Origin of the sequence: Streptomyces sp. NPDC015139 (assembly GCF_043079785.1) — a bacterium.
Taxonomy (GTDB): domain Bacteria; phylum Actinomycetota; class Actinomycetes; order Streptomycetales; family Streptomycetaceae; genus Streptomyces; species Streptomyces albidocamelliae.
On the sequence record NZ_JBIBUW010000020.1, the window covers coordinates 76,479 to 99,843 of the forward strand.

18 protein-coding genes are annotated in these 23,365 nt (G+C 72.0%); 5 read left to right on the top strand and 13 right to left on the bottom strand.

Features of this window, described 5'->3' with window-relative positions:
• Positions 1–81: 81 nt before the first annotated feature.
• Entirely contained in the window at positions 82–1,419 is a 1,338-nt protein-coding gene (locus ACF08B_RS35330) for a condensation domain-containing protein (protein WP_392321128.1), read from the top strand.
• A 69-nt stretch (positions 1,420–1,488) separates the two neighbouring features.
• Here the strand turns inward: ACF08B_RS35330 and ACF08B_RS35335 are convergent, their stop codons facing one another.
• Positions 1,489–3,075, bottom strand: coding sequence for a 4-hydroxyphenylacetate 3-hydroxylase family protein (locus tag ACF08B_RS35335; protein ID WP_392321129.1), 1,587 nt, complete (start codon positions 3,073–3,075; stop codon positions 1,489–1,491).
• Positions 3,076–3,307: 232 nt separating this feature from the next.
• On the opposite strand from ACF08B_RS35335, the gene ACF08B_RS35340 reads away from it, so the two are divergent.
• Positions 3,308–4,498: an acyl-CoA dehydrogenase family protein gene (locus ACF08B_RS35340; protein WP_392321130.1), complete on the top strand. Its 1,191-nt coding sequence runs from the start codon at positions 3,308–3,310 to the stop codon at positions 4,496–4,498.
• Between the two features lie 62 nt (positions 4,499–4,560).
• On the top strand, positions 4,561–4,989 hold the full coding sequence (locus ACF08B_RS35345) for an SgcJ/EcaC family oxidoreductase (RefSeq protein WP_392321131.1): 429 nt from the start codon (positions 4,561–4,563) through the stop codon (positions 4,987–4,989).
• 98 nt (positions 4,990–5,087) lie between these two features.
• Here the strand turns inward: ACF08B_RS35345 and ACF08B_RS35350 are convergent, their stop codons facing one another.
• From ACF08B_RS35350 to ACF08B_RS35380, 7 genes are all read right to left on the bottom strand, one after another.
• A complete protein-coding gene (locus tag ACF08B_RS35350) occupies positions 5,088–6,335 on the bottom strand; it encodes a cytochrome P450 (RefSeq protein ID WP_392321132.1) in 1,248 nt (415 codons plus the stop codon).
• A gap of 111 nt (positions 6,336–6,446) precedes the next feature.
• Positions 6,447–7,301 carry a phytanoyl-CoA dioxygenase family protein gene (locus ACF08B_RS35355; RefSeq protein ID WP_392321133.1) on the bottom strand — a complete coding sequence of 285 codons (855 nt, stop codon included), beginning with the start codon at positions 7,299–7,301 and terminating at the stop codon, positions 6,447–6,449.
• Complete coding sequence (locus tag ACF08B_RS35360) at positions 7,298–7,558, bottom strand: acyl carrier protein (RefSeq protein ID WP_392321134.1); 261 nt, start codon at positions 7,556–7,558, stop codon at positions 7,298–7,300. Before ACF08B_RS35360 ends, ACF08B_RS35355 begins: the two co-directional genes overlap by 4 nt.
• Positions 7,559–7,610: 52 nt before the next feature.
• Positions 7,611–8,510, bottom strand: a complete 900-nt coding sequence (locus ACF08B_RS35365; protein ID WP_392321135.1) for a prephenate dehydrogenase — start codon at positions 8,508–8,510, stop codon at positions 7,611–7,613.
• A 101-nt stretch (positions 8,511–8,611) separates the two neighbouring features.
• On the bottom strand, positions 8,612–9,418 hold the full coding sequence (locus tag ACF08B_RS35370; RefSeq protein WP_392321136.1) for a TIGR03084 family metal-binding protein: 807 nt from the start codon (positions 9,416–9,418) through the stop codon (positions 8,612–8,614).
• A gap of 91 nt (positions 9,419–9,509) precedes the next feature.
• The gene (locus tag ACF08B_RS35375) at positions 9,510–11,177 is read right to left on the bottom strand and encodes an FAD-dependent oxidoreductase (RefSeq protein ID WP_392321137.1); all 1,668 of its coding nucleotides are present in this window, start codon (positions 11,175–11,177) and stop codon (positions 9,510–9,512) included.
• Positions 11,174–11,770: a DUF5987 family protein gene (locus ACF08B_RS35380; protein ID WP_392321138.1), complete on the bottom strand. Its 597-nt coding sequence runs from the start codon at positions 11,768–11,770 to the stop codon at positions 11,174–11,176. The genes ACF08B_RS35375 and ACF08B_RS35380 overlap by 4 nt, the downstream gene beginning before the upstream one ends.
• A 456-nt stretch (positions 11,771–12,226) precedes the next feature.
• Between ACF08B_RS35380 and ACF08B_RS35385 the strand changes: the two genes are divergently transcribed.
• Positions 12,227–13,096, top strand: coding sequence for a transcriptional regulator (locus ACF08B_RS35385; protein ID WP_392321139.1), 870 nt, complete (start codon positions 12,227–12,229; stop codon positions 13,094–13,096).
• Between the two features lie 38 nt (positions 13,097–13,134).
• Entirely contained in the window at positions 13,135–13,902 is a 768-nt protein-coding gene (locus ACF08B_RS35390) for a helix-turn-helix domain-containing protein (protein ID WP_392321140.1), read from the top strand.
• An 89-nt stretch (positions 13,903–13,991) separates the two neighbouring features.
• On the opposite strand, the gene ACF08B_RS35395 is transcribed toward ACF08B_RS35390, so the two are convergent.
• The 5 genes from ACF08B_RS35395 to ACF08B_RS35415 are packed head-to-tail and all read right to left on the bottom strand — an operon-like array spanning position 13,992 to position 23,363.
• Complete coding sequence (locus ACF08B_RS35395) at positions 13,992–15,341, bottom strand: cytochrome P450 (protein ID WP_392321141.1); 1,350 nt, start codon at positions 15,339–15,341, stop codon at positions 13,992–13,994.
• Complete coding sequence (locus ACF08B_RS35400) at positions 15,338–15,883, bottom strand: flavin reductase family protein (RefSeq protein WP_392321142.1); 546 nt, start codon at positions 15,881–15,883, stop codon at positions 15,338–15,340. Before ACF08B_RS35400 ends, ACF08B_RS35395 begins: the two co-directional genes overlap by 4 nt.
• Entirely contained in the window at positions 15,880–16,338 is a 459-nt protein-coding gene (locus ACF08B_RS35405; protein WP_392321143.1) for an acyl-CoA thioesterase, read from the bottom strand. The genes ACF08B_RS35400 and ACF08B_RS35405 overlap by 4 nt, the downstream gene beginning before the upstream one ends.
• Before the next feature lie 3 nt (positions 16,339–16,341).
• Positions 16,342–22,233, bottom strand: coding sequence for an SDR family NAD(P)-dependent oxidoreductase (locus tag ACF08B_RS35410; protein ID WP_392321144.1), 5,892 nt, complete (start codon positions 22,231–22,233; stop codon positions 16,342–16,344).
• Positions 22,230–23,363 carry an enediyne biosynthesis protein gene (locus ACF08B_RS35415; protein ID WP_392321145.1) on the bottom strand — a complete coding sequence of 378 codons (1,134 nt, stop codon included), beginning with the start codon at positions 23,361–23,363 and terminating at the stop codon, positions 22,230–22,232. The genes ACF08B_RS35410 and ACF08B_RS35415 overlap by 4 nt, the downstream gene beginning before the upstream one ends.
• Positions 23,364–23,365: the final 2 nt, after the last annotated feature.

Below are 23,365 nucleotides of genomic sequence, written 5' to 3' on the forward strand. Positions count from 1 at the left end.
CCCACCCGGTGCTCCCGGCGGTGCCGTCCCCAGGACCCCGCCGGGAGCACCGCCACCACCCCACGAGACTGGGACGAACCGATGAGTATTCCGCTCTCCTTCAACCAAGAATTCCTGTGCATGTTCGACCAAGGGGACGAGGAAGGCCCCTTCGGGCCCGTCTACAACATCGTCGCCGGCTGGCGGCTGAGCGGGAAGGTCGACACCGACGCGCTGCGGGAGGCGCTGAACGACGTCGTCGCCCGCCACGAGGCGCTGCGCACCACCATCGTGCGCACCCCCGGCGAGCAGCGCCAGGAGATCGCCCCGGCTTCGCCCGTCTCCCTGACCGTCCGCGAGATGGCCGAACCGGACGCGGCGCTGCGCGACCGCCGCGCCGAGGAACTCCTCATCGAGCTGGAGGGCGGCCGGTACGGCACCGAGCTGCCCCTGCTGCGCGCCGTGCTTGGCCGGTTCTCCGAGGACGACGCCGTCCTCGTCCTGGTCGTCCACCACACGGCGGCCGACGAGGTCTCCATGCAGCTCATCATCCGCGATCTCGGCGTGCTGTACGCCCGTCGCCGCGGGCTGGAGGCCGGGGACCTGCCCGAGCCCACACCGTTCAGCGAGTTCGCCGTCTGGGAGCGGGAGCGCTACGCGCCGACCGCCGAGGTGAAGGCGCGCTCCTACTGGCGCGAGCAGCTGGCCGGCGGCGCCATCACCGGTGTGCCGAGCGATCACCGCAAGTCGGAGGGTGTGCCGAAGACGACCGCCGTGCACCGCTTCGTGGTCGGCGAGGAGCTGACCTCGGCGGCGCTGGCACTGGCCAGGAAGACCCGCAGCTCCGCCTTCATGGTGCTGCTCGCGGCCTACAAGGTGTTCCTGCGCGAGCGGGTCGGCACCGATGATGTCGCCGTGCCGACGATGGCCGCGGGGCGCGGCCCCGCCCGGTTCGAGAACACCGTCGGCGCGTTCTTCAACTTCGTCCCGCTGCGCACCGACCTGACCGGGGCGGCGACCTTCGGCGAGGTGGTGGCACGCACCCGCGCCACCTGCCTGAAGGCCTACGCGAACTACCTGCCGTTCGGCCAGGTGGTGGCCGAGGCGCCGGCCTCGGCGGCCGCGTTCGCCGCGGACGACCTCGCGGTCGTCGCCTTCCAGGTCTTCCAGTTCCCGGCCCTGGAGGGAGTGGAGGCCGGCGACCTGACGATCTCCGAGATCCGCCGTCGCCAGCTGTCCCAGGAGCTGTCCACCGACATCCCGGACGGTGTGATGTTCCAGCTGGACATCGACCCGCTGTCCGGAGAGATGCTCGGCCACCTCGGGTACAACACCAACCTGTTCCACGAGGCCACGATGCGGGAGTTCGCCGCCGGGTTCGTCGAGGTCCTGCGCCGGACGGTCACGGCCCCCGACGCCCCGCTCGCCGGCTCGTCCTGACCCCGCGGGCAGTGCGCTTCGCCCGCGTCCGCCGATCGCGGACGCGGGCGAAGCGCTGTCGGGCCGGGCTCAGCCGTCGAGCAGGGCCCCCCGGACCCGGGAGCGCAGGTCGTCGAAGGAGGCGAGGTCGGGCACGGTCCAGCCGTCGAGGTCGTACTCGTCGAGGCACTCGTCCACGAAGGCCTTGTAGCCGTCGACCTGTCCGGAGGCCGTCTGCGAGAACAGCAGCTCCACCCGGGAGTTCTCGTGGTTGCCCGCGTAGTTGCGCTCGTACAGCTCGTGCCGGCCGCCGAACTCGGTGCCGACCGCGTCCCACAGCAGCTTCATCACCTTCACCCGGTCCACGGCTTCCTTGCCGCCCGAGCCCCGCAGGAACTTGTCGAGGTAGGGCCGCACCTCCGGGTTCTTGAAGTCCTCCGCGCCGGAGTTCACGTAGATCAGGCCGCTGGCGACGTCCTGCTGGATGATCTCCTTGATCCGCGGATAGCCGATCTGCATGAACCAGCGGTACGCCATGCCGTACTGCGCGTTGGGCAGCAGCGCGCCGTTCTTCCATTCCACGGGGTTGCGCGCCGCGGCGTCGGACAGGCCCCAGAACAGGTTGCGCCAGGCCAGCACTTCGCCGACGCGGGTCTGCACGCCCCGGAAGTCCTTCGTGCCGGTGATCTCCAGCGCCTTGATCAGCAGCCCGGCGATGAACTCCAGCTTCACGGCCAGGCGGGTGCAGCCGTGGAAGGTGAAACGCTCGACGAAGCCGGACCGGCCGGGGAACATCTGCACCTTGCCCAGATGCCCGTAGATGAAGACGTTCTCCCAGGGGATCAGGACCTTGTCCAGGACCAGGATGGTGTCGTTCTCGTCCAGGCGGGAGGAGAGCGGATAGTCGAACGGGCTTCCCATGGCGGCCGCAGTGGCGGTGTAGGACGGGCGGCAGATCAGCTTCATGCCGGGCGCGTCCATGGGAATGGTGGCGACCAGTGCGAACTCGCGCTTCTTGACCGGAAGTCCGAAGTGGGCGATGAAGTTGTAGTGGGACAGCGCCGAACCGGTGGCCACCACTTTCGCGCCGCTGACCACGAGGCCCGCGTCGGTCTCCTTCTCCACGTGGATGAAGACGTCCTCGACCTCGTCCGGCGCCCGGTCGCGGTCGACCGGCGGGTGCACGATCGCGTGGTTCCAGAACAGGACCTTTTCCTGCGACTCCGCGTACCAGCGGCGGGCGTTGTCCTCGTACGGGGCGTAGTAGTCGGCGTTGGCGCCGAGCGTGCCGAGGAAGGAGGCCTTGTAGTCCGGGCTGCGCCCCATCCAGCCGTAGCCCAGGCGCGCCCACGCGGCGATCGCCCGCTGGTCGGCGACCAGGTCGTCGACACTGCGGGGGGTGGTGAAGAAGCTGTGGGTGTAGCCGTCGCTTCCGGTGTCCGTGGGGCGGGTGAGGATTCCGCGCTGGGCCGGGTCGTGCAGCGCCTCGTACATCCGCGCCGTCATCCGAATCGGATTTCTGAACGCCGGATGTGTGGTGACGTCCTTGACGCGCTCGCCGTAGAGGTATATCTCCCGGCCGTCCCGCAGGCTCTCGATGTATTCGTCACCCGTCAGCGGGCGGGTTTTACGCCGGCTCTCGGCCGGACCGGCGGGGATATCCTGACGATCGGTCATCGGATTTCTTCCCTCTTCCACGAGGCGCTTTCGGAGACATGCTGCGGCTTCATGCTTGCAGCTCCCGGGCGGTCCGGGCTTCTCTCGGCGTGCGGGACCGGCCCCGGACGGGCGCCCGGCGGCGGTCCCGCAATCCAGAAGATGCCTGCCGTCACGGCCGGCTGGAAAAGTCGTCGTCACATATCACGGACGGCCAATTTCCGGCCTCCGGGGATGGACGTCTTGGGAGGATATGGTGCTTGCGGCGACCGATGTTCCTACGCGGGAACAAATTGTTCGTCGGGTGTCCGAACTCGTACCGCAGCTTCGCGGTAATGCCGCCTGGGCGGAGGAGAACCGTCGTGTCCACGACGATTCCATCCAGGCCCTCGCCGACGCGGGTGTGTTCCGGCTGCGCACGCCCGCCCGTTTCGGCGGCTTCGAGTCCGACACGCGCACGCTCGTCGAGGTGGCTGCCGAGATCGGCCGCGCCGACGGCTCCACCGGCTGGACGGCGTCGGTGTACTGGATCCCCACCTGGATGGCCGGCCTGTTCCCGGACCACGTCCAGGACGAGGTGTTCTCCACCCCCGACGTCCGCGTCTGCGGCACCCTCAGCCCCAGCGCGATGGCCATGCCGGCCGAGGGCGGCATCGTCGTCAACGGCAAGTGGGGCTTCATCAGCGGCGCGCTGCACGCCCACTGGCAGGTGATCGTCGCCGTCCAGATCGCCGAGGGCAGCGAGCCGATGCCGGTCATGGCGCTCGTGCCCATCTCCGACCTGCAGATCGTCGACGACTGGCACACCTCGGGCCTCAAGGGCACCGGCAGTGTCTCCACCGTCGCCGACAACGTCTTCGTGCCGGCCGACCGGGTGCTTCCGCTGGGCGCCGTCGTCCAGGGCGGGGGCGGCGCCTCGCAGGCCAACGCCGGTGCCGCCATGTACCGTTCCCCGCTGCTGCCGGTCGCCTCCGCGTCCTCCGTCGGCGCGGTGCTCGGCATGGCACGCGCGGCCCGGGAGGCGTTCCTGGCGCGTCTGCCCGAACGCAAGATCACGTACACGAACTACGCGAGCCAGGCCGAGGCCCCGCTGACCCACCTCCAGGTGGCCGACGCCACCCTCAAGATCGACCAGGCCGAGTTCCACGCCTACCGTCTGGCGGACCTCGTCGACTCCAAGAACGCCGAAGGGTCCGAGTGGAGCCTGGAGGAGCGGGTGCGTGCCCGCGCCGACATGGGTGCGGTGGTCCGGCTCGCCAAGGAGGCCGTCGACATCCTCGCCACGGCCAGCGGCGGCTCCTCGATCTACAGCGAGGGCACGATCCAGCGCATCACGCGGGACATCCAGGCGGTCAGCCTGCACGCCCTGATGCACCCCGACACCAATGCCGAGCTGTACGGGCGGGTCCTGTGCGGCCTGGAGCCCAACAGCCTCTACGTCTGACCGTCCGACCGACAGCCGCCGTGTCCGGTTCGCGCCGGACACCGGAACCAAGGGGAATGAGCATGACCGCAGCACCATCGGCCGTGACCGCCGCCGTCTCGGACGCGGACCGGGCCGCCGTCGCCGCGCTGCCCGGACGTGTCGTCGAGGCCTGGGCCCGGCACGACGCCGCCGGTTTCGCCCAGGTCTTCACGACCGACGGCACGATGATCCTGCCCGGTGTCTACCACAGCGGACGCGAGGCCATCGAGGCCTTCATGTCCGCCGCGTTCCAGGGCCCCTACAAGGGCACCCAGGTCACCGGTACGCCCCTGGCCCTGCGCTTCCTCTGCGAGGACGTCGCCATCGTCGTCACCCAGGGCGGGGTCCTGGCCGCGGGCGAGAGCACGGTCGCCGACGAGCGTGCGGTGCGCGCCACCTGGGTGGCCGCCAAGCAGGACGGCGAGTGGCTGCTCGCCGCGTACCAGAACAGCCCGCGCGACAGCGCCTGATCCGTCACGGCGGCGTACACCCCCGGCGCTGCCGTGGCGCCGCGGCGCCCCCCGGCTCCTCGAGCCGGGGGGCGCCTTTCTGATGCGGGGCGGCGCGGTCAGGCGGCGGCGGGGACCTGAGCGGTCAGGCGCACCGGCAGTCCCTGGTGGCCGTTCATGATGAACGTCGGCAGCGGCCGCAGCTCCCCGGCCGGCACCGCCAGGGAGAGGTCGGGGAAACGCGCGAACAGGGTGGACAGACCGACGGTGGCGACGAGCCGGGCGACACCGGCGCCCAGGCAGTAGTGCGGGCCGTGGCCGAACGACAGGTGCTCCTTGTCGGAGCGGGTGATGTCGAAGTCGTCCGCGGTCTCGCCGTGCAGTTCCGGGTCGCGGCCGACGGCGCTGTAGTTGACGAGGATGGGATCGCCCTGGGGAATGGTCACCCCGTCCAGTTCGATGTCCTCGACGGCGTACCGCAGCGGCAGGTGGGCCAGCGGCGACTCCACGCGCAGCGTCTCGTCGATCACGTCGTCCCACGAGGCCCGGCCCGTGCGGACGAGCTCGAGCTGTTCGGGGTGGGTGAGGAGGGCGGTGATGGCGTTGTCGAAGAAGTTGATCGTGGTCTCCGAACCGGCGCCGAGGATGGCGAAGATGGTGTCGCACAGCTCGGCCTCGGAGAGCCGGGAGCCGTCCTCGTCGCGGGCCGCGATCAGGTCGCTGGTGATGTCCTCTCCGGGGTGGGCGCGCTTGTGGGCGACCAGTTCCTCCATGGCGCCGCGCCAGTTGAGCAGCACCGCCTGGGCCTGTTCGGGAGTGACGGTGGTGTCCACCATCATGTCGATGACCTTGGCCGTCGCGGTGCGGGCCTCCTCGTCCATGCCGATCAGCTCGGCCACCAGCATGGCCGGCAGCGGATAGGCGAACCGCTCGCGCAGGTCGACGACCTCGCCCGGCCCGGCGGCCTCCAGCGCGTCGAGCAGCCCGTTGGTGAGCTGCTCGATGAGCGGCTTGACGGCCTGCGTGCGGCGGGGCGAGAAGGCCTTGCCGACCAGGCGGCGCAGCCGGATGTGGTCCTTGCCGTAGGCGGTGACCATGTTGTCCATCGCGACCCAGCTGATCATCTCCCAGTCCGGGCGGATGCGGCCCTCGATGAAGTCGGGCCAGTGGTTGCGGGCGCTCTTGGTGACCCGCGGGTCACTGAGGATGCGGCGCACGGTCGCGTGGTCGTTGACGGACCACGCGCGCACCCCGCCCGGGAGTTCCACCGGTACGGCCGGTCCCTGGGCACGCAGGCCCGCGGCCTCTGCATGGATGTCCCGGCCCGTGGTGTCGAGGGTGTGTGCGACGGGGCAGCGCTGCGACATGGGTTCTCCCGCGGTGAGGTTCGGTGGTGAGGCGGCCGCACGGTGCTCCGGTGCCGGCCGCGTAAAGGGAAAGCCGGCCGGTTCGGACCGGCCGGCGGTTGCCGGGTGGGTTTACGCGGCGGGTGCCGGGGTGTCGTTCTCCAGCAGGCCGTAGGGGTCGTCCATCTCGTGCCAGCCGAGGCCGGGCGGGCAGCGGTCGTAGCCGAGCAGCCGGCGCACCTCCTCGGGGTAGGCCAGGACGGCCTCCCTCGGCACGGCGAGGTACTGGTTCTCCTCCTGGCGCAGGTTGCCGAGGTCGAGCGCGATGGTCAGGCCCGTGCGCGGGGTGCCGGTGGTGTTGGCCCCGCCGCCGTGGTAGACCCCGCCGAGCCAGATCAGCCCGGAGCCGGCCCGCATCTCGGTGGGGACGGCGTCCTCGGCGAGCGGCGGGCGCTCGTCGTCCCAGTGGTGGCTGCCGGGTATGACGAGGGTGCCGCCGTTGTCCGCGGTGAAGTCGCTCATGGCCAGCATGAGCTGGACCCGGCTGGTGGGACCCGGGTGGCGCCGCAGATGGAGTGCGTCGTCCCGGTGCAGGGGCTGCCTGCCCTGGCCCTGGTGGATCTGGATGGCCTGGGTTCCGCTGATCTGCACGGTGGGCACCAGCGCGGTGCGGGACCGGCCGATCCAGACGTGCACCGGCTGCTGCATGATCCGGCGGGCCGCGCCGAGGAACAGCGGGTGGGTGACCACCGGGGTGAGCCGCCGGGTGCGGGCGAAGATGGAGGAGACCCGCCGGGTGCGGGTGCCGTTGTACCAGTCGCCGCTGTAGGCCCGGGAGTCGAGGGCGGGGCCCAGGTCCTCCCACAGTTCCCCGAGGGTGCCGGCGTCGGCGAGGTCCTCGACGACGAGCGCTCCGTCGCGCTCCAGGATCTCCACGGCCTCGTCGAGGCCGCTGTCGGGCGCGACCCGTCGAAGACCAGCGGTCATGACGTCGTCCGGGCGTCGGACCTGTCCGTCACGATACGGATGAGGGCCGGGAGGGACGGGTCCTCCTCGAAGATGTCGCCGACCTCGATCTCGACGCCGAGCTCTTCCTCGACACGGACGACGAGACGGGTGGCGGAGATGGACTCGCCACCGGCCTCGAAGAAGGTGATCCCGGGCTGGTCCTGGGGGACGTTCCCGAGGATCTCGTGCCAGATCGCGGTGACCGTCTCCGCGGCCGTCGTCGCTTCCGTGCGCATGTGCTGCTCTCCCTCTCGCTCGGGTCGCCCACCGGGCGATGCGGTCGCAGCATCACACCCGGGCGCGTGAGGGGGCATCTCCTGGATTGCGGGAGCCGGTTGCCCCGGTCAGGGCGGCCCGGCCCAGGTTCCCCCGCAGCAGCAGCGCGCCGACGGTGACGGAGCCGGTGCTGCCGCCGTTCCTCAACTCCTCCGCGAGCAGGGCGAGATCGGCGGCGACGCGGTCCACCCGGGCGGCCACGGCCTCGGCGTTGTGGCCGAGGATGTCGGTCCACAGGCCGGCGTCGGAGGCGGCGATCCGGGTGGTGTCGCGCAGTCCGCCGCCCGCGAGGGCGAGGACTTCCGGGGCGGTGTCCGCGAGCTGTGCGGCGAGCGCGGCGGCCACCAGCTGCGGAGTGTGGGAGACGGTGGCGACGGCCTCGTCGTGGGCCTCGGGGCTCATGGTGCGGGGCTCCGCGCCGCACAGCCGGACCAGTTCGCGTACGGCGGCCTCGGCCTCCGGGGGGACGCAGGGGCCGGGGCACAGGATCCACGGCCGGCCGGCGAACATCCCCGGCTCGGCGGCGGCCGGGCCGGATGTCTCCCGTCCGGCCATCGGGTGGCCGGGCACGTAGCCGCGCAGGTCGCAGCCGCGCAGTTCGGCCTCCTCCGCGATGAGGCCCTTGGTGCCGGCCACATCGGTGAAGGCCCGGCCCAGTCCGCGGGCCTGTGCTTCGTAGACCGTGTCGGCGACGGCGGACGGCGGGACGGCGACGACCACCAGGTCGGCGGCCCGGTCGAGGAGGGTGAGCGGCGTGCCCGCCCCCCTGGCGGCGGCCTGCGCCACCGCCGCGGGATCACGGTCGGTGAGCCGTACGGCGATCCCGGCGCGGGTGAGGTCCAGGGCGATCGAGGTGCCGATCAGCCCGCAGCCGATCACGGTGACCTGGCGGAGGAGGTGGGGGCGGGTCATGGCGGGCACTCCTGGTGGGCTTCGGGCGGACGGGCGGCCGTGGTGGGCGGGCCGGTGCGGCGGGGCGGTGCGGGCCGGCCGCGGGGGGCACCGGCGCCGGGTCAGTCGCAGCACGGGTCGGCGAACTGGCCGGGGGTCCGGCCCTCGCCGGCCGGGCCGCGGTAGGCCTGCGCGATGTCGAGCCAGCGGTCGGCCTCCTCGCCGGTGGCGGTCAGCGCGAGGTCGTCGCGGTGACGGCGGCGGGTCACCAGGAGGCAGAAGTCGTGCACGGGACCGGTGATCTTCTGGGCGGCGTCCTCGGGACCGAACTCGAGCACCTCTCCGGCGGGCGTGGTCAGTTCGAACCGGAACGGCTCCTGGGGCGGGGTCAGGCCGCGGGCGAGGTAGCCGAAGTCACGGGTCAGGACCGCGAACTGGGCCAGGTGGCGGAGGCTTTCGCCGGGCTCGCGGCGCACCCCGAGCGCGTCGGCGATGTCCTGGCCGTGCCCGAAGAGCTCCATGATCCCGGCGGAGGCGAGGACGGCCGGCGGCAGCGGGTTGACCAGCCACGGCACCACCGACTGCGCCGGTACGGCGGCCAGGGCCTCCACCGAGGCGTCGCCCTCGCTGCGGAACCGGGCGAGCAGCTCGGCGGGCGGAAGTCCGTTGAACTGCTGCAGGGCGGCGTTGACGGCTCCGTCGAAGTTCTCGGCGGCCTTGGCGGCGATGCCGCGGAAGGTGTCGGGGTCGGCCGCCGCCGTCTTGGCGAGGCGGAAGATGAAGGTCAGGTGGGCGACCTGATCGGTGACGGTCCAGCCCGGGGCGGGGGTGTGCCTGCTCCAGTCGCTCTCGTCGAGGCCGCGCAGAAGGTTCTCGGTCTCCTCGATGTCGGCGGCGAGGGTCTTCAGCACGTCGTTGAGGTTGTTCATGTCCACTCACTCCTGAGGAAGTAGGTTGTGTGAAGCAACTCACCTGACCTGGTGAGTCCTTTGAAGCAACTGACTGGGCGTGCGCAGTGGCTCAGACTCCGGCGAGCTGCTTCTTGCGCAGCAGCGGCAGGACGGCGTTGCGGCCGCTCTTGTAACCGGTGGGGGCGGGGGCGCCGTAGGTGACGGCCACTCCCCTGGCCCGGGCGGCGGCCACGATGTGCGGCACGGCTCGCTCGGCGACGGCGGCGATGGTCATGGCCGGGTTGACGGTCAGGGCTCCGGGGACGGCGGAGCCGTCGGTGACGAAGATGCCGGAGTGCCCGCGCAGTTCGTTGGTGTCGTCGAGGGCCGAGGTGGCCGGGTCGTCGCCCATGCGGCAGGAGGCCAGCGGGTGGACGGTGTAGGCGCCGACCAGGTCGTTGGTCCAGGGCATCACCTTGGCGAGGCCGTCCTTCTCCAGGATCTCCTTGACGTCCGCGTCGGCCTGGTTCCAGCCGTGCCACGTGTTCTTGGTCGGCTTGTAGGACAGGTTGCCGCGGCCGAGGAGCTGCTGGGAGATGCGGTGGGAGTTGCCGGTGGCCGGCGGCGGCCCGAAGACCCCTTCGTTGTCGTCCTCGGTCATGCAGAAGATGGTCAGCCAGGACTTCCAGTTCTTGAGGATCTCCTTCTTCTCCTTGCCGAACCAGGTGGGTCCCGTGGCGTCGGGCGCCTGCGCGAGGATCGTGCCGAGCCCCGGCGGGAAGTAGAGCTGCTCCAGCGAGTAGCGGGAGTACTCGGGCAGGGAGCCGTCGAGCTTGTCCCAGCTGGCCACCGTCGGGCCCTTGCCGACCGCGTTGGCGCCGTAGGGCAGGTTGCCGTCGCCGCGGGACAGGCCGAGGATCTCCGCGACCTTGTCCTCGTCGAGGATGGCCGTGTTGAGGCGCTCGCCGTTGCCGGAGAAGTAGCGGCCGACCGCGTGGGGCATCGTGCCGAGGTGGGCCTCGCTGCGCTGGAGGATGACCGGTGTGGCGCCGGCGCCCGCCGCCATCACGACGATCTTGGCCTCGATGACACCGGAGCCGGTCTGCAGGCGGTAGTCCTCGTCGTCGACGATGTTGTAGTGGACCCGGTAGTCGCCCTCCGCGGTCCGTGACAGGTGCTGCACCTCGTGCAGCGGGCGGATCTCCGCGCCGTGGGCGAGGGCGGCCGGGAGGTAGTTGACGGTGAGCGACTGCTTCGCCTCGAAGCGGCAGCCGGCCATCATGAAGTTGCAGTTGACGCACTTGGAGTTGTCGATGGCCGCGGCGAGCGGATTGGCGGTGCGTCCGGCGTGGTCGCAGGCCGCCGCCCACAGGCCGCCGGCGTAGGAGGCTTCGGACCACTCGGGCTTGGTGACCGACAGGGACTCCTCGATGCGGTCGTACCAGGGGTCGAGGGTGTCGCGGTTGATCTTCCCGGGCCACATCCGGCGGCCGATGCTGCCGTGCCGCTCGAAGACGAACCGGGGCGCCCTCGGCATGGCCGCGAAGTAGACGACGCTGCCGCCGCCGACACAGTTGCCGCCCAGCACGCTCATGCCGTCGCCGACGACGAAGTCGAAGATGCGCGTGTAGGAGGAACCGAGCTTGTAGTCGTGCTCGAACTCGTTGCTCTTCAGCCAGGGCCCGCGCTCCAGCACGGTGACCTTGGCGCCGCCGGCGGCCAGATGGTAGGCGGCGATCGCTCCGCCGAACCCGCTGCCGATGACCAGGACGTCGGTCTTCTCGATGGCCGTGTTCATGCTGGGCTCCCGGTGGGGGTCGTGTCGGGGTGGATGTCCGCGAGTTGCCGGCCGTAGCCGAAGTCCTGGAAGCGCCACAGTCCGTCGGTGTCCGGCTGGGTGATGCCCATGGCCGTCAGGCCGGGGTGACCGTCCGCGAGCGCCTCGTCCGTGTGCAGGTGGGCGGCGGAGTCGAAGGCCATGTTGCAGAAGAGGGAGAGCAGTACCCAGAAGTCCTTCTCGGGGTGGCCCGGCGTGGTGAGTTCCTGGATGAGGCGGACCCGGTCGTCGTAGTCGAGGGAGACGAAGGGCGGCACCGTCGGGTCGAGGGTGAGGCCGGCCTTCTCGGCGTGGGCGCCGGCGTGCGCGTTGACCCGGGCGGCCAGGTCCTCCAGTCCGTCGTGGATGCCGGTGGCGTCCCAGCGGAGCAGGTCGAGGGCTCCGGCGGAGACCGCGCCGCCGCCGGTGCTGACCCCCGCGACCGCTCGGTCACCCGGCCAGCGCTTCTCGCCCGGGACGATGGTGTCCGCGTAGGCCTCCAGCGTGATGGTGGCGTCGGCGCCGATGTCGACCCGGCGTTCGGGGATCCTTCTGACCCTTCGCTCTACGGGCATCTCGTCCTCCTCCGGTGGGTTGGTGGGGCTTCCTGGTGGCGTGAGAAGAACTTAGATCTGCATGGTTTTTTCAAACAACCAACCGAAGTGGCGTTCACCGAACACTGAGTTGCACGAAGAAACCAGGCGAAGTCGAAGCATCACCGTCGCTCGCCCTAAGAAAAAAAGGAACGCCCGGTTATATTTTTCGGTGCGTGCCTCCTTCCGCGGTCCCAGGCACTTCCGGCGGCAGGAAGCGGAACGTCATGGTTGGCCCGTATCCGACCCTGGGGGGGGGAGTTGGAAAGCACGGACAGCAAGCGCCTGAAACTGCCCAGCACTTTCACCCACCGGATACGCATCGCCGCGCTTCTTCCGGCGGATTCCCCGCGCACGAGCGGTATCGACGAGTCTCATGTGCGGCGTCTCGCCGAAACACACGCGTCCTTGCCGCCGATCCTCGTTCATCGCCCGACGATGCGCGTCATCGACGGCGCGCACCGTGTGGCGGCCGCCGCGCTGAGGGGGGAGGACACGATCGAGGTGCACTACTTCGACGGCCCCGAGCAGGACCTCTTCCTGCGCTCGGTGTCCGCCAACACCGCGCACGGACTGCCGCTGTCGGTGGATGACCGCAAGGCGGCGGCAGCGCGCATCCTCCACTCGCACGGCGACCTGTCCGACCGCGCCGTGGCCGGCTACACCGGCCTGGACGCGAAGACGGTCGCCGCGGTGCGCCGCCGTTCAGCCGCGGACGCACCACGGTCGAACACACGTATAGGCAGTGACGGCCGGCCGCACCCGCTCGACCGCACCGCCGAACGTCTGCACGCCGCGCAGCTCATGGCCAGCCGGCCCGACCTGCCGCTGCGGACGATAGTCCAGGAGACCGGACTGTCCCTGGGCACCGCCCACGACGTACGGCAGCGGCTGCTGCGTGGCGAGGACCCGGTACCCGTCCGTCGCCCCGGCCCGGCCGCGGCGGCTCCCGTCTCCCCAGCGGCCGAAGCGGCGCACCTCGCGCCGTCGCAGGCCCCGCAGGGCACGGGAACGGGACGGACCCGGACCTCGCTGGAGACCCTGCGCAAACTCGCCGGCGACCCCTCGCTGCGCCATTCGGAGTCGGGGCGGCACTTCCTGCGCTGGCTGCACACCCACTTCCTCGTGGACGACTCGTGGCGGCAGCAACTCGACGCCATCCCGCCGCACTGCTCGGCCACCGTGGCGGAGCTCGCCCTGCACTGCTCCCAGACCTGGCGCAGGTTCGCCGAGGACCTGAGCAGCAGGCGCCTGACGGACATGGCGCCCCCCACCCCACCACGGCCCATCTCGGAATCCCGGCACTGACCGGATCAGGGCATCGTCGACAACGACAGGGAGAACCGGTGACCTCCACCGCCATCGAGCGTGCCGTCCACAGGGTCATCCAGGATATGCACGCCAATCTCGGCCAGGACCTGACGATCGACGACATGGCGCGCACGGCCATGTTCAGCAAGTTTCACTTCACGCGCGCCTTCCGGGACGTGACCGGAACCTCTCCCGGCCGATTTCTGTCCGCGCTGCGGCTTCAGGAGGCGAAGCGCCTTCTGATCGACACGGGATTCAGCGTCGCCGACATCAGCAGCCAGGTCGGATACAGCAGCGTCGGTACGTTCAGTTCGCGTTTCAAATCGTGCGTGGGCGTTTCCCCGAGCATGTTCCGCGACCTCGGCGGATTCGCTTCCGACATCGCTCCCGGCGCCCACGAGAAGGACGTCACGACGCACAGCAGCCTGCGCGGCCGCGTCACCTTCCCCGAGGACCGCGCCCCGGGCAACTGCTTCCTCGGTCTCTTCCCCACCCCGGTGCCGCAGGGTCAGCCGGTGCGGTGCGCCGTCCTGAACGGCCCCGGCTCCTTCGAGCTGCGCGACATCCCGGCCGGCACCTGGTACGTGCTGGTCCATTCGGTCCCGTACGGCTACGAGCACCTGGCCTCGGGCACCGGCAGCGACGTCGTCTCCGTCGGCCGCTACGGCCCGGTCACCGCGCACGCGGACACCCTGCTGCTGCCCGCGGAGATCACCCTGCGTCCGGTGGAGGCCCTGGACCCGCCGGTTCTCATGGCTCTGCTCGACCTGCGCACCAACGCGCTGGAGCGCATCGCCGGCTGATCCCCGCCTCCCCGGGGACCGGAAACGCGAGAGGCCGGCTGCGGTGTCGCCACCGCAGCCGGCCTCTCGCGTACGCGCGTCCGGCGTCCTCAGTCCGCCGAGCGGACCGTCATCGGCAGACCGCCCCGCATCCGCAGCGACATCATGGGCTCCGGGACGCCCTGGTGCCCGGGCACCACGGCCAGGTCCAGGTCCCGGCTGACGAGCGCGGTGACGAACACCGCCTCCATCATTCCGAGGTTGCTGCCCACGCAGAACCGCGGACCCGCGCCGAACGGGATGTACGCGTAGCGGTGCCGGTGCGCGACGCGTGCCGGGTCGAAGCGGCCCGGGTCGAACCGCTCGGGGTCCTCCCACAGGTCCGGATGGCGGTGCAGGGTGTACGGGCACACCAGCACGTCGGCCTTGGCCGGCACGTCGAACCCGCCGACCCGGTCGGGTCCCTGGGCGATGCGAGGCAGGATCCACACCGGCGGGTAGAGCCGCATGGCCTCCTGCACGACCTGCGTGGTGTACGTCAGCTTGTGCAGGTCCTCGGCGTCCGGCAGACGGCCGCCGGCCAGCACGGCACGCGCCTCCTCACGCACCAGGTCGCGCACGTGCGGGTGGCGGGCGAGGAGCAGCAGGGTCCAGCCGAGGGTGCTCGCCGTCGTCTCGTGGCCGGCCAGCAGTAGCGTGACCAGCTCCTCCTGGAGCAGCCGGCGGCCCTGTGCCGCGTCCTTGCGCTCGCGGGCGGCGAGGATCATCCGGGCGAACGCGTCGTCGGCAGCCTCCCCGTCGGCGAGGCGGGAGTCGCGGTCGGCGACCAGGTCGTCGACGATCCGGGTGAGTTCACGGCGTGCGCGGCGGAACCGCCGCTGCGTGGCGAACGGCACCCAGGTCGGCACCAGGCCTTGGGTGACCATGTCGAACATGGCCTGGTCCTGGACGGCCTCGAAGGCGTGCTCGATGCCGCCGTGCGCGTCCAGGGAGGTGTCCATGAGGGTGCGGCCGAGCACGCCGAGGGTGAGCCCGGTGACCTCGCCCAGGATGTCGACGGGGGCCTCCCCGGCGCGCCGGCGCAGCAGTTCCACCAGGCCGGCGGCCTCCTCGGCGACGGCCCCGGCCTGGGCGGCGATCCGCCCGGGCTTGAACGCCGGCTGCACGTTGCGGCGCTGGGCGCGCCACAGCTCGCCCTCGCTGGTGAGCAGGCCGTCGCCGAGCACCTTGCGGGACTCCACCAGGCCGATGCCCTTGTGGTAGTTGGCGGCGTTGTCGGCCAGCACGTGCTTGGCGTAGTCCGGCCGGTTGAAGATGTAGAGCTTCTTCGGGCCCATGGAGACGCGGACGGCGTCGGAGAGGCCGGCCGCGTCCCGCATCATGCCGAGCCGGTCGACCGCGAGTTTGCGCAGCAGTCCGGGCAGCGCCCACACGGGCGGGCCGGGCGGGTGGACGCTCATGCGCGGTCTCCGTCCGCCGGCCCGGCGAGCCGCCGGAAGCGGCCCTTGTGGAAGACCAGCGGCTCCCGGCCGGGCAGCTCGTCCAGGTCGAGCACCCGGCCCAGGTGGATGGTGTGGTCGCCGCCGTCGTACGCCCGCCACCGGGCGCACTCGAAGTGGGCGGCGGCCCCCGCGATCAGCGGGGCGCCGCCGACCCGGCCGGGCAGCCAGTCCACGGCGTCGAACTGTGCGGCGCCGAGCGGCCGGGAGCGGTCGGCGAAGTGCCGGGCCACGTCCTCCTGGCCCGCGCCGAGGACCGACACCGCGAAGGTGCCGGCCTCGGCGAGGACCCGGTTCATGACGGCGTCGTTGCCGACGCACAACAGCACCAGGGCCGGGTCCAGCGAGACCGAGGTGAAGGAGTTGGCCGTCATGCCGCGCGGGGTGGCCCCGCCGACGGTCACCACGGTCACCCCGGTGGCGAAGGACCCGAGGGCCCGCCGCAGCCGCGCGGGATCGCCGGTGACGGCGTCCCGCGGCGGCGCGGCGGCCAGGGTGCTCATGCCGCCCGCCCCGTCAGCGCCCGGCCCTGGGTGGCGTACGGCTCCAGGGCGTGGGCGAGGTCCTCGGGGATGAGCGAGGGCACCGTGTTGGTGTTCGGGCCGCGCATGCACGCGATCCGCTGCCGGCCGCGCGCGATCAGCACCTCGGCGCCGCCGGTCACCTTGACGTAGTCGAAGGTGAACTCCAGCTGTGTCTGGCCCAGTTCGGACAGCCGCATCCGGATGGACAGCTCGTCGAAGGCGGTGATCTCCGCGAAGAACTCGCAGTCCACCTTCAGCGTGAACAGCTTCAGGTCGTCCTGCACCTCGGCCAGTACCGTCGGCGCCTTCTGCTGAAGGAACAGCTCGCGGCACCGGCCCTGCCAGCGCAGGTAGTTCACGTAGTACACGTTGCCGACGAGGTTGGTCTCCTCGAATCCGACCGTGTGCCGGTACTCGAAGTAGTCGTCCGCCATGGCTCAGGACCTCCCTTCGGTGAGGTGCGTCTCGTGCGTGAGGAACGCGAAGACGGCCGGCTCCAGGGCGTCGCGCAGCGCGGTGACGAAGGTCGCGATCCGCAGGTCGCCGGCGGCGAAGACCACCCAGGCGTCCTTGCGGCGCGGCAGCACCGTCAGCGGGGCGCCGGCCATGATGCCGGCCTTGCGCAGGCACTCCACGGCGCCCCACACCCGGGTGGCCGCGGTGTCCGGCGCCTCGCCCGTCTCCCGGGCGACCAGTTCGGCGACGGCGGCGTGCTCGCCGAGCAGCCCGCGCCACTCGTCGGCCGAGCGCATGCTGACCGCCTCGATGTCGCAAGCCACCTCGGTGTCGCAGACGGCGCTGAGGGTGACCCCCAGGCCGTGGGCCGCCGACATCGACATGTGCCGTTCCGGTTCCAGTTCCGGCCGCCCGTCCGGGCGGTGCCGGACCGCGACGGGGCTGCCCAGGGCGCGGGCCGCCGCGTCCGCGGTGAAGCTGCGGCGCTGGGCGACGGAGCCGGCCGGGGTCTCCCCGTGCGGCTCGACGGCGACGGCGATCCGGCTGCCGACGACGTCCTCCAGGGAGCGCTCCAGGTACGGGCCGAGCAGCGGGGCGACCCACGGCCCGGAGCCGTCGGTCTTGCGCACGGCGTGCAGGGTCAGGCCGTCCCAGCGTTCGACGACGGTGCCGTGCTCGTCGCGCACCGCGATGTCGTACACGTAGGTGTCGCCGTCGCGGCTGCGTTCGACGGCCGTGTACCGCAGCCGGTCGGGCACGTGGTCGCCGGAGCCGAGCGCGTGGATCCGTTCCACGCCGGACGGCAGCAGGGTGGCGTCCGGGACGCACACCTGGTTGCCGTGCATGAGCGCGTCGCGCATGCCCGGGTCGGCGAGCAGCAGCTCACCGGGCAGGAATCCGGCGAACCAGCCCTCGGGCCGCTGCTGCACGGTGACTTCGGCGTCCACGTGGCGGGCGGCGGCCCGGTGGAAACGGTGCAGCCGCTGGAAGCGGGCGCCCTGGAACAGGACGCTGCCGTACAGGTCGGCGGCCGGGTCCAGGGGGACGACCGGAGTGTCCTCGGGCACCTGCAGCGGCGGCCCGTCGGGCGCCGCCGCCGCGTCGAACAGCAGCCGGGCCCGGAAGTGCTCGGCCACGAAGCCGGTGTCCTCGGCGTGGATGGCGACGTCGACGGCGTCGGGGCCGGTGACGGTCGCCGCGATCCGGATCCGGGTGCTGCCGTTCGGCGGCACGACGATGGGCCGCAGGAACTTCGCGCCCTCGATGACCGGGGCGCCGGCGTTGCCGGTCACCGCGGAGGCGACCTGGGTCATGGCCTCCATGCCGATGACGGCGGGCAGCAGCAGGTTGCCGTCGAGCAGGTGGTCGGACAGGTAGGGGTCGGTGCCGGCGTTCAGCTCGACCTCGGTGACCAGCTCGACGCCGTGGTAGCGCACCAGCGGGTTGCCGGTGAAGCGCAGCATCGGCAGGGCGGGCAGGTCCCGGCGGACGGTGTCGATGCCCTCGGTACGGCCGCTGACGACCGTGACGACGGGCGCGTCCGGGTCCTCGATCAGGCGCAGCAGGATGTCCACGCCCTGGTCCGGGGAGACCGGGGTGATGCCCTCGCGGGACAGGGACTCGACGACGGAGAGCTTCTCGCCCATGCCGACGCCCGACCACACCGACCATTCCACGCAGCGGGCACGCAGACCCGGGTGGGTGCGGGCGACCTCCTCGGTGAGGTCGGCCAGCCACTCGTTGGCGGTGGCGTAGTGGCCCTCACCGCGCAGACCGGCCCGGCCGATGATGCTGCCGAAGGTGACCAGCAGCTTCAGGCCGGCGGCGCCCACGGCGTCCAGGACGGTGCGCAGTCCGTCGACCTTCGGGGCGAAGGTCCGCTCGAAGTCCTGCGGGGCGAGCCGCCCCAGCGCGTTCGGCTCGTTGCGTCCGGCGCCGTGCAGCAGGCCGGTGATCGCGCCCAGTTCCTCCGTCAGTTCGGCCACGGCGGCGGCGACCTGCTCGGGGGCGGTGACGTCGGCGCGCGCGTAGTGCACGCGGACCCCGTCGGCACGCATCCGCTCCAGGTTCTCGGCGAGTTCGGGGTCCTGGGCCGGGTCGGACCGGCCGAGGACGGCCAGCTTGGCGCCGGTGCGCTGGGCCACGGCCAGCGCGCACTCGGCGGAGATGCCCTTGCCGCCGCCGGTCACCAGCAGGACGTCGGAGGCGCCCAGCGGGGACTCGGTGCGCTGCGCCGCCACGGGCAGCGCCCGCAGGGTCGGCACCCGGCGCGCCCCGGCGTCGTCGTAGTGGACCTCGGTGAACCGGGTGGTCGCCGCGACCTCGCCCACGACCCGTTCCAGCACGTCCGGCGAGGCCGGGGTGTGGACGATGGTGGTGCGCAGGTGCGGTGCCTCCAGGTACAGGGTCTTGGCCAGGCCCGCGGCGCCGCGGCCGTCCTGGACGAGGACGAAGCGCCGTGCGCGGTCGCCGGCAAGCGCGCTGTGCGCGGCGGCCAGCACCCGCTCCACCTCCTGCCGCCCGCAGCCCTTGGCCAGCACGGCGAGGACGCCGGCGCCGACGCCGGACTCCGCCAGCTTCCCGCGCAGCTGTTCGGCGTAGGGGTGGCCGTCGGTGGCGAACAGTTCCCAGTCGCCGCGGCCGTTGCCGCCGTCGGCGACGGCCACGGCGTACGGCCGGGCGACCTCGTCGAGGTCGACGGCGAAGGGCCGGGCCCAGGGAGCCGCGCCCGCGACGACGGGGGTGCCGGACTCCACGGCGCCGCCGGTGCTGACCAGGGTGTCCAGCGCCTCGGCCAGTTCGGCCAGGGTGGCGGTGGCGAAGTTGGTCGGCACCTGCGCGGCGGCGATCCCGAGGCGGGACGCCGCCTGGTTGACGATCTGGCCCACGGTGATGGAGCTCATGTGCAGGTCGTCCAGCAGCCGGCTGTCGGGGTCGACCAGGTCGGCGGGGAGTTCGGCGCGTTCCGCGACGAGGGCGCGCAGCACCTCGAGCGCGTCGGCGGCCTCCGCTGCCGTCTCCTCGGCGGCGGGCGCCGCCGGTTCGGCGGTCGCGGCGGACGCGGGAGCCTGTGCCTGAGCCGTCTGCTCCTGGCGCGGAGTCGGCGCCTGCGGGGCGGCCGTCCGCGGGCGGCGCGTTGCCGCGGCCTCCGCGCGGGGGGCCTGCTCGCAGGGGCTCGCGAAGAAGGAGAACTCCTGGCCGACCTGGAGCGGCCGGATGAGCCGGTCCTCGAAGAGCCGCTCCAGGGCCACGGGTGCGCCGGCGACGAAAGCGGCGCCGATGGCGCCCAGCAGGCTGCGCAACGACTCGTCGTCGGTGTTGAGGGCGACGGCGGGCACACCGGTGGTGGTCTGGGCGAGGCCGGTGAGCACCCGTCCGGGCCCGACCTCGATGAACAGGTCGACGGTGCGGGCGGCCTCGCTCACCGCCTGGGTGAAGCGGACGGGGCCGGTGATCTGCTCGGTGAGCAGGGCGGCCAGGTCCGTGCCGGGTGCCAGTGCCTCACCGGTGACGGTGGAGACGATCCGGCCGGCCGGGGCGTCCAGGTGGGTGGTGGCCAGCCAGGTGCCGAAGGTCTCGGCGGAGTCGGCGACGAGCGGCGAGTGGAAGGCGTGCGAGACGTTGAGGCGGGTGCAGGTGACCTCGGCCAGTTCGGCGCGGCGCTGCACCTCCTCGATGTCCGCCGGAGAGCCGGCGATCACCGTCTGCTTCGGGCCGTTGTACCCGGAGACGACGGCGTCGAGGCCCGCGAGGAGCTCCCCGGCCCGCTCGGGACTCGCGCCGAGCGAGGCCATCGTGCCGGGGGCGCCGTGCCGGGCCATGGCCCGGCCCCGTACCCGTGCCGCCTCCAGGAGGGTGTCCTCGTCGAGGGCCTGCGCCCAGTGCAGGGCGGACAGTTCGCCCAGGCTGTGCCCGACGGCGACCGACGCCTCCAGACGCAGCGCGTCGAGGACGCGCAGGCCCGCCGCGGAGCCGGTGGCGATGCGCGGCTGCGCCACGTCGGTGGCGACCATGTCGCCGGTGGTGGGCAGCGCGGCCCGGGCGTAGACCTCGGCGGCCTCGGGGAACCGGCGGCACAGCGCCCCTCCGTCGGCGCCGTGGCCGGACCCCTGGCCCGGGAAGAGGAAGCCGATCCGGGCGCGCCCGGTGGCCCGGCCGAGGAAGCCGCGGCCGTCGGCCGCGGTGTACGCCGTCTCCCCGGCCTCCAGCAGGTCGGCCAGGTGGGTCAGGCGGCGTTCGGCGTCCTCGGGTGAGGAGACGACGACGGCCGCGCGGTGCGGCAGACCGCGCAGCTCGCGCTGGAGCGTGGCGGCGAGGTCGGCGACCTGGCCGTAGGAGACCCGGCTCACGAATGCGGCGACCTCGGCGAGCCGGGCGCGCAGCGCCTTCGGGGAGTCGCCGTCCAGGACGAGGAGTTCGCAGTCCTGCGGGGCGTGCGCGAGGGTGCCGGAGCGCCGGCTGCGGGCCGTACGGCGCCGGCCGGTGGGCTCGTCGAGGACGATGTGGGTGTTGATGCCGCCGAAGCCCATGGCGGTGACGCCGGCCCGGTGCGGTGCCTCCTCGGACCATGCCTCGGCCTTGCGCAGGGCCTTGAGGTTGGCCTTGTCGTCGGCGAGCAGTTCGTGCGGGTCGACGGTGCCGATGGCCGGCGGCAGGGTCTGGTGGTTGACGGCCATGGCCGCCTTGATCAGACCGGCGACGCCGGCGGCGGCCTTGGTGTGGCCGATCATGCCCTTGATGGAGGTGATGGCGGCGGGCGGTGCGTCCGGGTCGGCCTGGCGGCGCGCGCCCATCAGGGCGGTCAGCTCGGTGGCGTCGCCGACGGCGGTGCCGGTGCCGTGGCCCTCGAAGAGCCCGACCGTCTCGATGCCGAAGCCCGCGCGCTCGTAGGCCCGTGAGAGGGCCAGCTGGTATCCGCTGACTTCGGGGCGGGTGATGCCGCCCTGGCCGTCGGAGGACACGCCCCAGCCCGCGATGGTCGCGTAGATGCGGTGGCCGGCGGCGAGGGCGTCCTCCTCCCGCATCAGGACGATCATGCCGCAGCCCTCGCCCGGCCAGAAGCCGTTGGAGCCGCGGTCGTACAGGCGCATCTCGCCCTTGGCCAGCGCGCCGGTCTTGGCGAAGCCGATGATCTCGAAGGGGTCGATCGACAGGTCCACGCCGCCGGCGACGGCGACGTCGATGTCGCCGTTGACCAGCGCGGTGCCCGCGGTGGTGACCGAGAGCAGCGAGGAGGAGCAGGCGCCGTCGACGGTGTATCCGCCGCCGTTGAGGTCGAAGTGGTTGCAGATCCGGCCGGCGATGGTGTTGGCGAGTCCCCCGGCGAGGGTGTCCTCGTCGATGGCGGGGAACGGCTCCTTGTAGGCCGCCTCGACGTCGTCGAGGAAGTGCGCGATGCGGTCCTCGTCCCAGTCCTGTTCGCCCTGGAGGGCGGCGGCCATCACCCGCCGTACGTACGGCCAGCGCAGCCGCATGACGTTGGCGCGGGCGAACTCGCCGGTGAGGGTGTTGCCGACGACGACGCCGGTGCGTTCGCGGGGCAGGCCCTCACCGGCCGGGAACCCGGCGTCGGCGAGGGCGCGTCCGGCGGTGTCCAGGGCGAGCCAGTGGGTCAGGTCGGTCGACCGGAAGGTGCTACCGGCGATGCGGTGGGCGATCCGGTCGAACTCGTAGCCTTCGATGACCGCGGCGTTGCGGGCGTAGAAGGCGTCGGGGGTGGTCGGGTCCGCGTCCCAGTAGTCGTCCAGGTTCATCCGGACGTCGGGCAGGCGGCGGAACGCACGCCGTCCGGCGACGGCGTTGTCCCACAGTTCCTTCGGGTCGGTTGCGTCGGGATAGCGGCAGGCCATGCCGACGATGGCGATTCTGGTCATGCGACCACCGGTGTCCTCAGGGTCTCGGCCTCGGCGTTCGCCGGGGCGGGGCAGGAGCAGGCGCCTTCCGGGCACGCGCAGGTCTCGGCCTCGGCGTTCGCCGGGGCGGGGCAGGAGCAGGCGCCTTCCGGGCAGGCGCACGCGGCGGCGGTGTCGGCGGCCGCCTCGGCGGCGTCCTTGCGGGCGGCGTCGGCCTGTTCGACGGAACGGGTGACGGCGGCGAGGGCGAGGGCCTCCTCGGCCCGCTTGCGCGCCACGATGTCGGCGGTCCACAGGAAGGTGCCCCGGACGGCGCAGGCGAGCGCGGTGGCGAAGAACAGGCCGTAGGCGATGCCCAGCGCGGTCACCACGCCGTACAGGGCGGCGACACCGCCGCCGAAGGCCATCTGTCCCCACTTGGAGGACGGCGTCGTGCCCGGGTCCGTGATCATGTAGTTCGTGAAGAGAACGAACGCCACGCCGGTCATCATCGCGAGGCCCGCGGGGATGGAGGTGTCGAACAGCAGGCCGCGGACGATCGCCTGCAGGGCGAAGCCGCCGACCCAGGCGAGGATCAGCCACATCCGCTCGGTGAGCTTGGCGTTCAGCATCGTGCCGAGCGAGAGGATGATGGCCGGCACGAGCCAGTCGAAGCCGCCGTCCAGGTACTCGGTGAACTGGTACGGCGGCGCGATGGACGCCCACGGGAACAGCACCAGGATGACGGCGATGCCGAAGTTCGACGGGTTCATGAAGTGCCGCATGCGGCCCTTGACCGGGGCGCGCAGCACCCACTTGGTGCCGACGGCGACGACGACGCCGAACATCATGACCCACACGATGTCGTTGACGTACGACAGCATGTTCACCGCGAGACCGGTGATGTGGGCCGGGTAGAGGAACTCCATGACGCCGCGGGGGCCGTTGCCGCGGAAGCGTGCCGTGCGGCCTTCGGCGCGGGCGCCGATGATCTCCAGGACGATCTCGAGCGAGTAGGCGGTGGCCAGGGCGATCAGCGGCCAGGTCCAGGGCTGCTCGAAGCCCAGCACCGTGTATCCGAAGATGTTCAGTACGGAGATGGAGATCGCGAACCGGCGCAGGGCCGTGACGACCTTCGGGTTGTGGCGTGGTGCGTTGGTCTGGGGGGACATGG